General features: G+C 49.0%; 16 protein-coding genes. 13 read left to right on the forward strand and 3 right to left on the reverse strand.

The window, feature by feature from the left end; genetic code table 11:
* Positions 1-65: 65 nt before the first annotated feature.
* The 3 genes from kae1 to QXJ75_04755 all read right to left on the reverse strand — a co-directional run bounded on the left by kae1 (position 66) and on the right by QXJ75_04755 (position 3,194).
* The gene (kae1, locus tag QXJ75_04745; GenBank protein MEM3737373.1) at positions 66-1,067 is read right to left on the reverse strand and encodes a KEOPS complex N(6)-L-threonylcarbamoyladenine synthase Kae1; all 1,002 of its coding nucleotides are present in this window, start codon (positions 1,065-1,067) and stop codon (positions 66-68) included.
* 88 nt (positions 1,068-1,155) lie between these two features.
* Positions 1,156-2,871: a PGF-pre-PGF domain-containing protein gene (locus QXJ75_04750; protein ID MEM3737374.1), complete on the reverse strand. Its 1,716-nt coding sequence runs from the start codon at positions 2,869-2,871 to the stop codon at positions 1,156-1,158.
* 65 nt (positions 2,872-2,936) lie between these two features.
* Positions 2,937-3,194: a hypothetical protein gene (locus QXJ75_04755; GenBank protein ID MEM3737375.1), complete on the reverse strand. Its 258-nt coding sequence runs from the start codon at positions 3,192-3,194 to the stop codon at positions 2,937-2,939.
* 290 nt (positions 3,195-3,484) lie between these two features.
* Here QXJ75_04755 and QXJ75_04760 point away from each other — a divergent pair, with 290 nt between their 5' ends.
* The 13 genes from QXJ75_04760 to QXJ75_04820 all read left to right on the forward strand — a co-directional run bounded on the left by QXJ75_04760 (position 3,485) and on the right by QXJ75_04820 (position 16,124).
* Positions 3,485-3,652: a TMEM165/GDT1 family protein gene (locus QXJ75_04760; protein MEM3737376.1), complete on the forward strand. Its 168-nt coding sequence runs from the start codon at positions 3,485-3,487 to the stop codon at positions 3,650-3,652.
* A 457-nt stretch (positions 3,653-4,109) separates the two neighbouring features.
* Positions 4,110-4,820: a KEOPS complex kinase/ATPase Bud32 gene (locus QXJ75_04765; protein ID MEM3737377.1), complete on the forward strand. Its 711-nt coding sequence runs from the start codon at positions 4,110-4,112 to the stop codon at positions 4,818-4,820.
* Positions 4,821-4,823: 3 nt separating this feature from the next.
* Positions 4,824-5,426 (forward strand): XTP/dITP diphosphatase, encoded by a 603-nt coding sequence (locus QXJ75_04770; GenBank protein MEM3737378.1) that lies wholly within the window; start codon positions 4,824-4,826, stop codon positions 5,424-5,426.
* A gap of 306 nt (positions 5,427-5,732) precedes the next feature.
* Complete coding sequence (locus tag QXJ75_04775; GenBank protein ID MEM3737379.1) at positions 5,733-6,182, forward strand: 30S ribosomal protein S15; 450 nt, start codon at positions 5,733-5,735, stop codon at positions 6,180-6,182.
* Positions 6,183-6,201: 19 nt separating this feature from the next.
* Positions 6,202-7,647, forward strand: coding sequence for a DHH family phosphoesterase (locus tag QXJ75_04780; protein MEM3737380.1), 1,446 nt, complete (start codon positions 6,202-6,204; stop codon positions 7,645-7,647).
* Positions 7,634-7,873, forward strand: coding sequence for a KEOPS complex subunit Pcc1 (locus QXJ75_04785; protein ID MEM3737381.1), 240 nt, complete (start codon positions 7,634-7,636; stop codon positions 7,871-7,873). Before QXJ75_04780 ends, QXJ75_04785 begins: the two co-directional genes overlap by 14 nt.
* Complete coding sequence (gene serS / locus QXJ75_04790; GenBank protein ID MEM3737382.1) at positions 7,874-9,457, forward strand: serine--tRNA ligase; 1,584 nt, start codon at positions 7,874-7,876, stop codon at positions 9,455-9,457.
* A 404-nt stretch (positions 9,458-9,861) separates the two neighbouring features.
* Positions 9,862-10,485, forward strand: coding sequence for a 30S ribosomal protein S3ae (locus tag QXJ75_04795; GenBank protein MEM3737383.1), 624 nt, complete (start codon positions 9,862-9,864; stop codon positions 10,483-10,485).
* Between the two features lie 83 nt (positions 10,486-10,568).
* Positions 10,569-11,852 carry a sugar phosphate nucleotidyltransferase gene (locus QXJ75_04800; GenBank protein MEM3737384.1) on the forward strand — a complete coding sequence of 428 codons (1,284 nt, stop codon included), beginning with the start codon at positions 10,569-10,571 and terminating at the stop codon, positions 11,850-11,852.
* Positions 11,853-11,977: 125 nt separating this feature from the next.
* Positions 11,978-13,186: a redox-regulated ATPase YchF gene (locus QXJ75_04805; protein ID MEM3737385.1), complete on the forward strand. Its 1,209-nt coding sequence runs from the start codon at positions 11,978-11,980 to the stop codon at positions 13,184-13,186.
* A gap of 6 nt (positions 13,187-13,192) precedes the next feature.
* A complete protein-coding gene (locus QXJ75_04810; protein MEM3737386.1) occupies positions 13,193-14,107 on the forward strand; it encodes a D-2-hydroxyacid dehydrogenase in 915 nt (304 codons plus the stop codon).
* 39 nt (positions 14,108-14,146) lie between these two features.
* Complete coding sequence (gene otsB, locus QXJ75_04815; protein ID MEM3737387.1) at positions 14,147-14,917, forward strand: trehalose-phosphatase; 771 nt, start codon at positions 14,147-14,149, stop codon at positions 14,915-14,917.
* A gap of 277 nt (positions 14,918-15,194) precedes the next feature.
* Entirely contained in the window at positions 15,195-16,124 is a 930-nt protein-coding gene (locus QXJ75_04820; GenBank protein MEM3737388.1) for a transcription initiation factor IIB, read from the forward strand.
* Positions 16,125-16,130 lie beyond the last annotated feature (6 nt).

Below are 16,130 nucleotides of genomic sequence, written 5' to 3' on the forward strand. Positions count from 1 at the left end.
GAGAGGAGATTTATAAGATTGCGGGAAAAGATGTCAAAATTGAGTGGCGGCCTACCGAATGAGTCTCATACACGCCACTTAACGTAGACTTCTTCCAACCTCCACCTCGGACGTACGTAGCTTTTGCTTACATTAACCTTCACGCCACTCCGGTAGGCGAGAAGACCCGCCCAAGCTATCTGAGCGCCGCAGTCTCCGCTGTACTCTCGCGGAACGACGCGGAACTCAGCGTCATGCTCCCCCGCAATGTACCGTAACATCTCTTGGAGCCTTTTGTTGGCCGCCACGCCACCGGTCAGTAGGAGTTCTTTCTTCTCCGTGAAGGCTAACGCCCTCTCTGCCGCCTCAGTAAGCATCGAGAAGGATGTCTCTTGGAGTGAGTAGCAGAGATCCTCGACGTTTCCATCACCACTCTTCAACTTGTTTACCGCCGCAGTTAGGAGACCCGAATAAGAGACATCATTGCCCTTAACTACGTATGGTAAATCGATATACTTCACTCCCCTGCTAGCCAAGGTCTCGATCGCTGGGCCGCTTGGTGAAGGTAGGCCGGCTTCCCTTCCGAACATGTCGAGAAGATTTCCGAGTGTAATATCTTCTGTCTCACCAAAGACCCTCCAACGCCCGCCAGCGAAAGCGGTTATTGAGGTGTGACCCCCTGAGACCAAGATTACCAAAGGATCTTTAGCGCCAGTGGCCAAGGCGGCTATCTCTATATGGCCTATTGCGTGGTTGACTGGGACGAGGGGGAGGCGAAGGTATGAGGCGAGTGCCCTTGCCACTGTTGCGCCGGTCCTAAGGCATGGACCCAGCCCTGGGCCTTGAGAGAAAGCTATTACGTGCAAGTCCTTCGACGTGACACCCGCCTTTGCTAGAGCAACCTTGATTACGCTGGGAGCCTTCTCGCAGTGGTGTCTGGCGCTCTCGCGAGGGTGGATACCTTCACCGGGGGGAGGCTTGTAAATGCTCCGTTCATCGGAGAGGATACGCCCATCCGATGAGACTACACTTGCCCCGAAGGTGTGTGCGGTACTCTCTATGCCTAGGCAGAGTAACTCGCCAACCATTCGATTCTCACTCAGAGTTGTAGGCGGGGCAGCACTTAAGCATGTTTAGTCTACAAGGACATTAAAAAAAGGAGGGGGGACCTTGGCTTTATCTTTTAACTATTTGGACAGCTTTTATGGCGATGGCTCCGGCGGCGAGGGCTATAGTTGAGACCACGAGGATACTTGTTCCAACCATCATTAGTAGCGATGACGCTGAGAGTTCTCCAAGCAGGATTGATATGAGACTGCCCAGCCAGGGTATAGACAGCAACCTGAGGTTAGAGATTCTTGGCGTGTATCTTAGCTTACGTTTGAGGCCGTAGAGCAGTACTGCAACTGCAGGAGCGAAGTACACGACGCCAATTAAGGCGCTGGCTATAATGCCTGTAACTACCACGCTTACCTCGTTATTTACGTTGAATAGACTTCCGACATTTACTGCCAGATGGAGTATCCCTAAGAGTGGGTAGATGATACCCTTCAATAGCATCTTAATTTGAGGGGATGCAACGATCGAGTCAGCCACGTATGGGCTGAATGAGTAGTACCACCCGTTGAAGACAGTCATAAACTGAGCCCCCGCATAAGTGGCGTAAACGGTTCTCTCCCTGAATCCTCTGAGGAATTGAACTTCCGGCGCCAATTCAGACCCATATGTCGCGGTAGCTATTAGGCATCCGGTATCCACTACATTGAATGACACATCTGAGCTGGTGGCACCTAGATAAGTCTCATCACCAGCCCAGCTGGCGACGACGCTCCAGGAGCCCCCCGCATCTGGTGTGTAGGTGCTTGAGAATGAACCATCCACGGCTGTTGTGGCAGTACGTTCAACCGAGACAGCCCCTGCCTTAGTATAGGTGAGCTTGACCGTAGCTCCCCCGATGGGTGGCGTGATCGCACCTGTGAGAGTTATCGACTCGCCTCTCTTAATGCTCGTTGCTGATGCTGATAGGGATATAGAGGTAGGCGTCTTAGCTGTCTGGCCTGTTACAGCGAATATTGAGAGCCCTGGAGACTTTGCTTCATAGTATACAGTGTCCGCATCCTCCTCAACCTCAGTAGTGGGCAAGCTGCTCCATCCAGTCACTTGGTATCTTTGCAGAGTGATAGTGGAGCGATGTATCTGGTTCGCAGTCATCCACGACTTTTCCACGCCGAAGCCTATTGTAGCATTGGAGATGTCAGTATCTCCAATGTTTGTTTTATCTATAGATATGTAATGGTATACCTTGCCTGTAACGTTCACAGTTACGGAGGCGGGTTTATCAGGTAGCTTTGTGATATTAATCGCGATGTTGTTCACGTTGTTTATAACTGAGATGATAATCGACCTTACCGCGAGATCCTCCGTCTTTGTTATGGTTACATCAGCTCTTCCACCTGCAATAACCCTAGGAACCACAATGTACGCACGCCCTCGACTAGTGGCCACCTGCGGCGCCTCCTCTGACACCTGGAAGGTAGCAGTCTTCACGACGCCTCCCTGGCTAGCCACAACAGTGTAGACGCCTTCAACCGCGTTCTGGGGCAACTTGAAGTGGCGTTGATATGCCCCCCCAGCGCCCGGTTCGGCTGTCACCAGCCAGATAACAGTCCCATTCGGATCAGTTACTTGAATGGCTACGTATGCGTTCCTTGAGGCGACGCCTGATATGGTTACAGAATCCCCTGGCGGATATATCGCCCTGTCAGTCTTTATCTGCTCAACTTGCGCCCACACAGGAGAAGCCCATGCTGCAGCTACGCTCAATACAGTTATAATTAGGAGAGGCACAGCTACAACTATGTTTAGGTTATCTCCTCTCAGTTTCAGAGCCATGAAATCTCTTTTTTGGGCCTTTGAGCTTTTAAGCCTTTAGATAAACATATGCAACCTAGCGAGCGTTATTCTTCGATATAGTCTATTGAGCAATCTATAAGTATACCCCGGAGTTTGGGTTTAATCACCTCGACTACCTCACCTGTCTCAGCTCTCATAGCGAAGCTATCTATTGTTGATAAATCGACAGGTCTATTGTGAATGATCTCACATATCCAGGCATCAGACTCCTCAGGCTTCTCGACTATTATCCGGCCGCCAGGTATGATAGTGCCGTCGGCTAACTCGACTTCCTCTTTCGAAATGTACCTTTTACACTCCACACAACAGCCTTACATACTGGCGTCTATAAAGTCTTCCATACATTAATCCCAACATTTTGGTCAAGACACGTATCCCAACATCGCAACCGTACTAAAATCAAGGAAAATCCCGGCAGTTTACCTGTTCAACCTTTTCTCTTCCACTTAAGGTGGTTAATCTCGCCATTTCCAACCTTCCATAAATATCCACATAGCATGCATGTGAGGGAGGGAACTTTCGCGTAGTAAACCAACGCGATACTAGTAGAGTTAGGTATTTGAATCTCATTTAATAAGATTTGATTATGCAGTTGGATTTAACGCCCCTGCTGGCTTCTTTTGGCATAATAGCCGCAGCTGAGCTGGGATATAAAACGCAGCTTACCGCGATACTCCTCGCGGCAATATACGCCAACCCCACGTGGGTCTTCATAGGTGTGATGGCTTCTTACTCTGCCTTGACTGCGGCTGTGTGGTAATTGAATTCAGGGTCTCAAGATTGATTCCGATTGAAAGGATGAAAGTGATCTCAGCGGCGATACTCATTTTGTTCGGCATATTATTCTTGCTCAACTCAGAAGGTAGCTTCTCAGCTCTGTTGTAAAAGAATGGTGTTATCACGTTTTCATTACAAGGCAGTTGGTCACATTATCTGTAAGTGGATGACGAAAAGTATGAGCCATGGTCTGAATATTTATGGTGTAGAACAGTCGAGGACGTTGACTAAAGCCCAAAATACCTCAACCACCGTGTTACTCTTGACAGGGGTCGAAGTATGGTAATAAGGCTACCAGTATACTCGTTCTCGTTGGCAGGGGGTATCAACTCTAGAAGTTTTATGGGAGACTCACGCATGTAGTTGGTGTAATGGTGTTAGTGGTGTAAATGTGGGATCCTCTTAGGGGGTAGCTGTGAACATACTGAATTTTAGGGGGGTTGAAGAGTTTATTAGGTGGGTTAGGGCTGGCTTCGGGTGGTGAGGTGGAGAGTTCGGATCTTCTCGACGAGCCGCCTCGGCTACTGAAGAGGGGTGCTGAGGCTGATCTTTACATTAGCACTTTTGAGGGTTACAAGGTCATAGTTAAGAGAAGAGTCTGCAAAAGTTATAGGCTTCCAGAACTCGACAGGAGGATACGTGAATACCGAACATCTCATGAAGCACAACTACTCCACGAGGCCAAAGTGGCAGGCGTCCCAACTCCTATCATATTCTTCGTAGACAGAGTAAACTTCGAGATAATCATGCTGTATATTGAGGGTGTACGTTTGAGAGACTGCCTTGGTGAGATGAGCGAGCCCCAGCGGAGTAGAATTTGCCGCACTGTAGGGTACTCAATTGCTCTCCTCCACCGCAACGAGATCGTCCACGGCGACCTCACGACTTCCAATCTCATATTAACCGCGGATGGGCGACTCTTCTTCGTAGACTTCGGCCTCGGCTTCCACTCAAGAAGTCTAGAAGACCAAGGTGTTGACCTCTTCCTATTGCTGAGGGCACTCCAAAGTTACCACTACCGTTACGCAAAAAGTTGCTTTACCGAAGTCATGAAGGGTTACGGTAAAGTGGTTGGTAGTAGAAAACTCTCCGAGGTTGAAGCAAAGATCGAGGAGATAAGAAGGAGAGGGCGCTATGTCCTAGAGAGGTAGAGGATGGTTGAACCTATGCCCAGAATTGAGAGTTCAGATAATAAGTGGAGCCCGGTATATTTTGCTACAACAAATAGTGGAAAGTTTGCGGAAGTTGCGGCTTTAGCCTCAGAGTACGGTATAGTGTTAAGGCGTTTAGATCTAAAGCCGCCTGAGATCCAGTCTGAGAGGCTTGAAGATGTCGCAAGCAACTCTGCCCTTCAACTTTTGAGAGATGGCAACCCTCTACCACTACTAGTTGAGGACGCGGGCCTCTTCATATATGCCTTGAACGGATTCCCGGGACCCTTCTCATCGTATGTATATGCCAAACTTGGTGTTGAAGGCATACTTAGACTACTTGAGGATATGGATGACAGGAGGGCATACTTTGAGTCTGTGGTCGCTTATGCTTATGGTGAGGGGCAACCTCTCCTCTTTGAAGGTAAGGTTGAAGGGGTAATAGTTCACCAAAGCCGAGGAAGATACGGCTTCGGTTTCGACCCAATTTTCCAACCTCTCGACAAGCACCAGACCTTCGCGGAGATGACCATGGAAGAAAAGAACAGCTGCTCGCATAGAGCGAAGGCGTTCAGGAAGTTCGCCGGTTGGTACACTACAAAATGAGCACGCCTAGAAGGTGACATGCGAATATGAGAGCCAAATAACCCTACCACATGAGACGAGGCATATTAGCCAACATAACCTAAGCCTATAGGCGTTGAAATAAAATCCCCTACATAGGGGAATTATATGCTATTAGCTTTAGCACAACAGAAAGTTAGAATTTTTAGGCTATGGTTTAATTTTCCCATTTTCGTCAGCTAACCACATTGAGCCGAGTGCGTTAACTTAAGGATGCCTATCTAATGCTTTGCCGTAAAGTATAATAGAAGACGATTCTCTTTTAGAAAGTGTTCGGAGGTTGCTAAGCTGGCAAGAGTTCACGCCCCAAAGAGAGGGAGCTCACAGTCCACCCGACCTGTAACCAAGAGAGCCCCCTCATGGTGCAGCTACAGACCTGAAGAGGTGGAGTCTTTAGTAATAAAACTGGCTAGGGAGGGACAGCCAGCCGACATGATCGGCGGAATACTCAGAGATCAGTATGGCATCCCGCTGGTAAAGGCGATAACGGGGAAGAAGATCAACCAGATACTCGAGGAGGCAAAACTCACCCCACAACTCCCTGAGGATCTGGCGATGCTACTGAAAAAAGCCAGTAGGATGCAGCGTCATGTAGAGAAGAACAAGGCAGATCGTAGAAGCATCCATAACCTCCAACTCCTCGAGTCGCGCATTCACAACCTCTCAGTCTATTATAAGAAGAGGAAACTTCTACCTGAAGGCTGGAAGTACAAATCTGTAGTCGGCTCCTTCATATGACCCCAGTAGGCTAGCTGGGATGACTCATAATCTCGACGCCTTTCTTAAAGGCTGCGAAAATATTGCAGATAAGATTCTGCGGCATATCGAGAAAGGAGACCTTATTCAGATAGTCTCCCACCTAGACGCAGATGGTGTAGCCGCTGGTTCAATCATGGCTAAGGCTATCCACAGGTTGGGAGGCAACTTCAGCCTTAGAGTGGCAAAGCAGGTGGATGAGCGGCTCATAGAGCGAATGCTCCAAGTTAAGGCTAAGCTCTATATCTTCGCGGAAATTGGAAGTGGCTACCTCGACCTTCTCACGAGGATACGAGAGGCTGAGGTTCTGGTGATTGACCACCATAAGCCCCTCGAGGGAAGCTACCCTAGTATCGCCATGGTAAACCCGCACCTCTACGGGATCGACGGGGCAAGTGAAATCAGCGGAGCGGGGGTCTGCTACATCGTTGCGAAGAAGCTCAGCCAAGAGAATATCGACCTCTCGCCACTTGGGGTTGTAGGCGCTCTAGGTGACCTTCAAGATAAGAATGAGAAGAGAAGCCTCACCGGATTGAACCAAGTAATAGTAGAGGACGCTGTCGACGGCGGCTACCTTGAGGTGAGAACTGACCTCCTATTCTATGGAAGAGAAACCCGGCCGATCTATAAGGCGATAGCCTCTACAATGAACCCCTTTATTCCTGGGCTGAGTGGAGAGGAGGGCAATAGTCTAGGCTTCCTCGTGAATCTCGGAATTCCACTCAAGGCTGGAGAAAAGTTCCGTACACTAGCAGACCTCACCGCGGAGGAGAAGCAACGAATCTACTCTGAGTTGACTAAATACCTATCCTCAAAGGGATTTACGAGCAGTTTAATCATCAGCCTGATAGGATCCGTTTACACCCTTCTCAAGGAGGATAGACTGACCCCTATGAGGGACGGTAGAGAGTTTGCCTCACTTCTTAACGCTTGCGCTCGAATGGATAAACCCGGCGTCGCCGTAGCTCTCTGCATGGGTGATAGAGGGGAAGCTCTAAACGAGGCGCAGAACATTCTCAGCGAGTATCGGAAAGTCATCTCAAGATATATGGGGCACCTTCTAGGTGAGGCTCGAGAACGTATTAGAGATCTGGAAAATATCTGCATCGTGGATTGCGAGGGAATCGTTGACGAGAACCTCCTAAGCCCGGTTGCGAGCATTCTCTCCACATCGGGTGTCCTAAACCAGGAGAAACCTCTCCTCTTCCTGACAAGGACGAGGGAAGGTGAGGTAAAGGTTTCAGCTAGAGCTAGCGAGACTCTCGTAGGGAGAGGCTTAAGCGTCGGCACTATAATGCAGACTGCGGCTGAACGGGTGAAGGGGAGGGGAGGAGGACATAGTGTGGCAGCTGGTGCCAATATCCCCCATGATCAAAAAGACAACTTTATACGGCTAGTTGACCAACTAGCAAAAAGTGCACTGTTGAAGAGCGATGTTCAAAGCTAGGATCGAGGTAAGGTGCCCAAGCCGTCGTCACGCTGAGGCTATAGCTGAGAGCTTATCTCCAGACAATAGAGATGTACCAGCTAACCTAAAGGTTAAGACTGAGAGCGACGGAAAGAGTGTCGTAACCATCATAGAATGTGTAGGGAGGTATGAGACCTTCTTGGCGACCTTGGATGACCTCCTCACCTGTGTCCAGACAGCTCAGAGTAGCTTGGAGGTGTTATAGTTGAGTGAAGAGATAACTATCTTGGTCTCGGGAAAAATAGCCTTCAGCAAGAACGCCGAGGAGGCTGAGGACACGATAGCTGCCCTGGTGGAGAAGTCCAACAGGGAACTCTTTGTGAGTGGTATCCCCTCAAGCCGCACTAAAGTTGCCACAAAGATAGTTGACTGGAGCATTGAAGGTGAATCCCTAAACCTTACCATAATCTCTGGAACCTACGCTAGAGCCCCTGCAGCACTCCTGAGGTTCCGTAAACTCTTAGCTGAAGAAGTTGGTGCAAAATACCGTATTGGTGTACGTGAAGTTGAGGCCCCTGCTATCACCATAAAAATTCCAACCAGCCAATTGAGTGAACAGACACTAGAGAGAATCCGAGGTATGAGCTATGTAAGGGATGCAAACTATGAGGAGGGAAAACTCAGCGTCACATTGAAGCCTATAAAGGAGGGAGAGTTGAAACGAAACATCCCCGACAGAGTTATGGCTATGGTCTCGTCGATAGTTGCGGAAGCAACTAAGGCGGGGACTGCAGCAGTAGCGCTTTCCACGCCTGTTGTCCGAAGGGGCGATGTAAAACCTGTTAGGTTTAGGCGAGAGCCTTCGGAAGTCGCTGCAGAGCTAGGGTGGATAAAGGAGTTTCCAGGGAGAGGCCAGTGGATTTATACTCCACCTTACACGAAGCTGTTGGAGCTCATGGAGGAGATACTCCTGAATGAGGTGATACGGCCGATGGGCTTCCAGCCATTCATGCTCCCGAAGCTTATACCGCTTGAGGTCATGCGGAGGATGCCAGGATATCTGGAGGATATCCCGGAGGGGATGTATTACGTCTGTCATCCACCCCGAGAGCCTGAAGCCTTCGCAAAATTCAAGGAGACGGTGAAGATAACTAAATCTGTGCCTAAGGGGCTACTGAAGGAGATAGTCAAAGAGCCAGAGTACGTCCTCGCTCCTGCACAGTGTGAGCCTTTCTGGTATTTCTTCAGCCACGAAACAGTAAAGGTGGAGGATCTCCCCTTCAAGTTCTATGACAGAGCAGGATGGACTTACAGGTGGGAAGGAGGAGGAGTTGAGGGACTCACTCGGATTCACGAATTTCGACGCATAGAGCTAGGCTACCTTGGAACACCTGAACAGGTTGTGAAACTTAGAGACTCTGTGAGAGACCGCCTATTGGATGTTGTGGAAAATATCCTCGATATGGAGTGGAGGGTAGTGGCAGCTACTCCATTCTACATGAAAGGCGGCGAGGTAGGGGACACCAGCCAGAGCCAGAACGTAGCCGCATACGACATCGAGGTATACCTCCCCTATAGAGGGGAACGGGATAAGGCTGAGTGGCTGGAGATTGCCGCCTGCTTCATACATAGAACCAAGTTCGTTGAGAGCTTCAGCATCCACGAAGCCAAGGGCCGACCTATTTGGACAGGGTGCACTGGAATTGGGATCTCAAGGTGGGTGGCAGCCTTCTTGGCTACCCATGGTTTTAATCCTGAAAACTGGCCCAAACCGATTAGTGAACGCTTCGGCGACTATGAGTTACCCAGAACTCTACTCTGGCCTAAGGAGAGGGGGCAGGAAAGCTGATGTGAGGCAGTAGCCCCATATCTTCAGCGCTCTAGATTTCTTTCCGGCTTTCCAGATAAACCTCCAGAAGTTGGATTCTGAGGTGAACCTACATGTGTAACAGTCTAAATGGGGCATGAGTACGGGGAGTATTAAGAGACTGACTTCGCTGAGGTTGGAAGCGGCGAGTATAAGGGGGCCAGCCGGATAGGGGCAAAGGTTAAGAAACTGTTAAAAAGTTATTTGCTTTATTTATGTAGCTTTAATCATATTGATCAACCTGCGGTCTTCTTTTCCACGCAATAAAACAGTCGCACTGAAGACGGAGCTATTTTTATGCCAGCGTATCCGACTGCGCGACTATACTCTTATTAACTTCTGGTTTAATATACCGTATCCTATCTCAGAGTTGATGGGGAAAAGTCTTGTCAGCCAAGAAGGGCGTCCGTGTAAAGGATAAGTGGCGGCTGAAGACCTGGTATACCGTATACACGCCACCCTATTTTGGTAGCCAAGAGTTTGCCACAGTGCCAGCGGCAGATGATTCAAGGATCCTCGGAAGAGTCATAGAGACAACTCTATATGACTTAACCAAGCAGGACATCTCCCAGAGCAACATAAAGATCTATTTTCAGATCATCTCTACCCAAGGTATGAGAGCCGATACTGTCTTCAAAGGCCATGAGTATGCGAGAGAATATCTACGCAGCATAGTCAGGAGGGGAGGTTCTCGCGTTGACGGTATCTATAATCTAGAGACTAAAGATGGCTACCGGTTGAGGGTCCAAGCAACAACCTTCACCAAGAAAAGGGTGAACCACTCCCGTGAGACCGCAATAAGAAAGATCACAGAAGAGATCCTCCTAGACAAGGCTAAGAATCTAACCTTAGATCAATTGGTTCAGGAGATGGTCCTCGGCAAGGTTGGTTCGGACATATACAACCGTGCCACTAAGATAGCACCCCTACGCCATGTAGGCGTAATCAAGTCGAAGCTCCTAGCTGCTCCGCCTCCCTTAACAGAGAAAGCAGTACCCGTGGTAGCCTGAAAGCTTGAGAAAATCAAAGCGGATTAGGCTTATTTATATGACGCAACATCCTGCTTCAGTTTAGGGCGAACTCTTTGAAAGCCGTGGTCTTGGCTGCTGGTGAAGGTGTCAGACTAAGACCACTTACTCTCACGAGACCTAAACACCTAATCCCTGTGGGAGGTAGACCACTCCTCCAACATACCCTATCCGCCCTGAAGGCGGCTGGATTCAAGGATGTCTTTTTGGTAGTCGGGTATCTGCGTGAGCAGATCATCTCAAATATAGGGGATGGCTCTGAATTTGGCTTGAAAATTGTTTACGTAGAGCAACCCACACCCACTGGGACTGGAGATGCAATAAGAGTAGCTAGAGAGTACGTGGGGAATGAAGACTTTCTAGCAGTCTATGGGGATCTTTACGTAGACTCTACGGTGATCCTTGACATCTTAGAGGCTTACCAAAGGAGAAAAGGAAATGTCCTCGCCGTGGTAGAGGCTGAGAGACTCGAAAATTATGGCGTTGTAAAACTTCGTGAGGACAGGAGCTTAGAGGATTTAGTAGAGAAACCTAGAAGATGGTTTTCTCCCACGAATCTCGTAAATGCTGGCGTTTATATTTTCACGCCAAACATCTTCGAGTATGTGAGACAGACGGAGCGTTCGCCGAGGGGTGAGGTGGAGGTTACTGATGCGATAAAGAAAGCGGTAGAGGGGGGTGAAACGATCTACACCGTAGAGGTCAGTCGGGATAAGTGGATGGACATCGGTAGGCCGTGGGATCTCCTCGAGGCTAATGAGCGATACTTGAAGAGTATGAAGCCTTCTGTAAGAGGTGTGATAGAGGATGGTGCCCACATATTTGGGGCTTTAAACCTTGAGGAGGATGCAGTAGTAAAGTCCGGAGCATATATTGAGGGCCCGGTCTACATTGGAAGGGGCAGCCAGATAGGACCTAACTGCTACATTAGAGCCTACAGTTCACTGGGGCGAGATGTAAGGATAGGGAACGGCTGCGAGATTAAGAACAGTATAATCATGAATGGAACCCGTATACCACACCTCTCCTATGTGGGAGACAGCATAATAGGATCCGGCTGTAACTTCGGCGCTGGAACGATGGTTGGTAATATAAGGTTTGATGAGAAACCAGTCAAAGTTCTGATCGGGGGTGAGATTGTGGATACTGGTAGGAGAAAATTTGGGGCAGTTATAGGTGACCGCGTAAAGACTGGTGTAAACGCTAACTTCATGCCTGGCACGAAAGTAGGGCCTAACTGCCACATTGGAGCTAATGTAATTGTCTATAGGGACGTACCCCCAAACGTTAAGGTTAAAGCGAAGCAACATTTGATCTTTGAGAACATCAAACTGGAGACGACAAACTGAACTGGCGTCTTCGGGGTGAAACTTGGACGATGGGATGGCAGCACTCCTGAACCATAGCTCAGCATACCCCTGTGATTCGGCTACTATTTATAAACTGCTCAGAATAAACTATCTCGTGGTTCCCGGTGCCAGTGTTAGGCATAACAGGTAAGCCCAATGTTGGGAAGAGCACATTCTTCTCAGCTGCAACTCTTGCCACGGTTCCTATTGCCAATTACCCTTTTACCACTAAGACAGCGAACATTGGGGTAGCTTATGTAGGAGTTCCCTGTGTCTGTAAAGAGTTCGGTTTGAAAGATGAGCCAGTAAATTCTATCTGCCTAGACGGATTGAGGCTGGTGCCCGTGAAACTGATAGACTGCCCTGGCCTAGTGCCCCATGCGTGGGAAGGGAGGGGACTCGGCAATCAGTTTCTTGATGATGTGAGAAAAGCCGACGCTCTCCTACTAGTGGTTGACGCTGCAGGAGCCACTGACAGCGAAGGCAGACCTTGTGAGCCTGGAACAAACGATCCAGTTGAAGATATACGCTTCCTTGAAGAAGAGTTCGATATGTGGCTATTCCAAATAATAGCAAAGGACTGGGATAGGTTAGCGCGGAAACTCGAAGCAAGCAAAGAGAACATAGCCGCTGCACTCCTCGAAAAACTAGCCGGACTGCAAATCAAAAAGCACCAGATTATACAAGCCCTGTCTGAGCTTAAACTTGAGTCAAAAAACCCGACAACATGGACAAAGGAGGAACTCCGAAACTTCGCCGGCAGGCTTAGGAGGATCTCTAAACCGCTACTTATCATAGCCAATAAGATTGACCTCCCTCCAGCTGATAAGAATCTTGAGAGACTCAAACATTACGGCTACAGTGTAATACCTACATGCGCAGAGGCGGAGTTGGCTCTGAGGAGGGCTTCCGAGAGAGGCCTCATCCAGTATAGACCTGGAGATTCAAACTTCAAGATTCTGAAGCCCGAATGCCTCACCGATCAGCAGCGAGCCGCCCTCGAGGCTATACGAGAGCGAGTATTGGTCAAGTGGGGGTCTACCGGTATACAGGAAGCACTCAATCACGCCTACTTCAAATTGCTGAACATGATAGCTGTATTTCCAGTCGAGGATGAGGATAAACTCACCGACCATAAAGGCCGAGTCCTTCCAGACTGCCTCCTAGTACCCTATGGCACCACAGCCAGCGAGTTCGCCAGTCTGATCCACACAGAACTTGGAGAGAACTTCGTCTATGGGGTTGAAGCTCGAAGTAAGCGGAGGATTGGAGAGGACTACATCCTTAAAAATGGTGATGTTATAAAAATAGTCGCAGCGAAGGCTAGAGGATGAGGAGACATGCCTAGGGTACTTATCTGTGACAAGCTAGATGAAGAGGGCATAAACCTGCTCAGAGAGGCAGGTTTCGAGGTTGATGTTAAACTTGACCATACACCGGAGACACTGAAGGAGGCGGTGAAGGACTACGATGCTGTAATAGTTCGGAGCAGAACCAAAATCACCAAGGAGATCATCGCAGCTATGGATAGGACGAAGGTTGTAGCGAGGGCTGGGGTCGGCTTGGACAACATAGACGTCCAAGCTGCCAAAGAGAAGGGATTAAAGGTCATAAACTCCCCTGAAGCAGTGAGCCAAGCCACTGCTGAGCTGAGCCTAGCGCTACTATTCTCTCTGATCAGACAGATCCCCTACGCCAACCTCTGCATTAAAGGCGGCGAGTGGCCAAAGAGCAAGATCATGGGCAGAGAGCTCAAAGGAAAGACCCTCGGCATAATCGGGTTTGGAAGGGTGGGCTACATAGTGGCTAAAGTGGCTAAAGCCATAGGGATGAGGGTCATCGCATACGACGTGGTCGATAAGGAGGCACAGATGAAGGAGCTAGGCGTAGAGAAAGTAACCTTGGAAGAGCTTCTGAAGGATTCAGACGTGATATCACTCCATGCAACTCTGACCCCACAAAGTAGGCACCTAATAGGACGGAGGGAGCTCTCGATGGTTAAACGGGGAGCTATCCTGGTCAACACAGCAAGGGGTAGCCTTGTAGATGAAGAGGCGCTGAAAGAGGCTTTAACTTCGGGGCAGCTGGCTGGAGCTGCTATCGATGTATGCGAAGTTGAACCTCCCCAGAAGTTTGATCTTCTGCGTCTTCCAAACGTAGTCTGCACACCTCATATTGGGGCACAGACAGAAGAGGCACAGAAACATGCTAGCCTAATAATAGCCAAGAAAGTAATTGAAGAGCTGAAACGTTGAAGACATACGCGTAGACGTGTTGAAGGGGTAGACTACATTTTGCGGCACCTCTTCAACCGTTGGGGTTACATAACTCTAAGAGTGAAACGGAGCAGGTCAGCATGTGTGTTGTCAGACTATGACGGCACACTCACACCTATCGCCCCTAGACCAGAGTTGGCTCTCCTCTCTGACGAAATGAGAGATCTACTCCGAAGGTTAGCCGATAATCCGCGATACATTGTGGCGGTAATCAGCGGGAGACCAATAGAGGAAGTGAAGGCACTAGTGGATGTCCAAGGTATATTCTATGCTGGTAATCACGGTTTAGAGATCGAGGGGCCTAACTGTAGGTTTCGGCATCCTGGGGCAGGAGAAGCCTTGCCAAATATGATGAGAATTTCTGCTGAGTTGAAGCAAAAGCTCCAAGGCTTGAAGGGTGTGATTGTTGAGGATAAAGGTCTGACGGCCAGTATTCATTACCGGCTCGCGCCTCCACGTGAGATCCTGAAAGTTAGAGAGATACTCGAAGAGGTCGCCGGTCATCTCGACGGCATAATGGTCACCCAAGGTAAGAGGGTCTTCGAGGTGAGACCCAACCTAGACTGGAATAAGGGGTCGGCAGCAAAGTGGATAGTGGAATCCTTAGCCGAGGATGCTTTGCCTATATATATAGGGGACGACAGAACTGATGAAGATGCATTCACTATCCTTAAAAGGGGCATCACCGTCTGCGTTACCTCTAGACCGCGACGCTCAAATGCCAAATACTATCTTAAAAACGTATATGAAGTTCAAGAATTCATCAGAAGACTCATTTCGATAAAATAACCTGATTAAAAACTTCTTTTAGGCTCATATCCGCTAAAATAAGCCACCCACCTTATTGCTTTAAAGCTTCGCGGGGTGACCAGCCCATTGCCATCTCCATAGTAGAAAGGTTTATATATTACTAAGAGGGAAAGGTTTATATAGAGAAGTAGCGACCTTATGTAATTACCACGGTGTTATAATCGGTATCAATAACTGCTTCTCTAAGCTGCCGCTAGCAGAGAGAGGTGTTCTACCGATTACCTACCAAGCATAGTAACTTGGATCTGGGATCAAGATGCGCGAGAATAGAGTCGGATTGGAGGCGGGGCGCGAGAGGTGCCCCGAGTGTGGAGGTTCAGTTATTATACATAATGCTGAGACTGGAGAGCAGATATGTGGAAGTTGCGGTTTGGTGATCAGTGAGCACGCTTTAGATAGAGGACCTGAGTGGAGAGCCTTCACATTAGAGGAGAAGGCTGATAGAAGCCGTGTTGGAGGGCCTATCTCGATTTTGCAGGCAGACAAGGGACTTCCAACTGTAATTGACGACATAAACAAGGATGCTTCTGGTCGCAGAATCCCGCTCTCCACTAGGCTTCAGATGCTACGCTTGAGGAAGTGGCAGTCCCGTACTCAATACCAGTCACCGGTAGAAAGGAACCTTCTTCAGGCGCTGTCGGAGCTAGATAGGATTGTTGATAAGTTACATATCCCCGAGGATATACAAGAGGAGGCTGCGGAGATCTATAGAAGAGTCTTGGACAAAGGACTGGTTAGGGGGCGTTCAATAGCGGCGATAGTCGCGGCGTGCGTCTATGCGGCATGCAGGAAGACTAATCGTCCTCGGTCTCTGAAAGAGATAGCTTCAGTCAGCCGGGTTAAACTTAAGGATATAGCTCGGTGTTACAGGCTTATACTCCATGAGCTACCTATGAGCATGCCAATACCTGACCCGAGAATCTATGTTACAAAGGTGGCAAGTAAGGCGGGAATAAGTGAGCGGGCTCAGGCGAAGGCTTTGGAGCTTCTGAAAGAGGCTGACAAGCTCAAGGCTGTCACTGGGAAAGATCCAATAGGCATAGCTGCAGCGGCACTATATGTAGCCTGCGTACTGCTGGGCGAGAAGAAGACACAGAAAGAAGTAGCTGAGGCTGCTGCTGTAACTGAGGTGACTGTCAGAAACCGCTACAAGGGTCTTAGAGAGATTCTAGGCCTTAACATCTGAGGGAGC

Source organism: Candidatus Bathyarchaeia archaeon, from assembly GCA_038883335.1.
Taxonomy (GTDB): Archaea; Thermoproteota; Bathyarchaeia; order Hecatellales; family Hecatellaceae; genus JAVZMI01.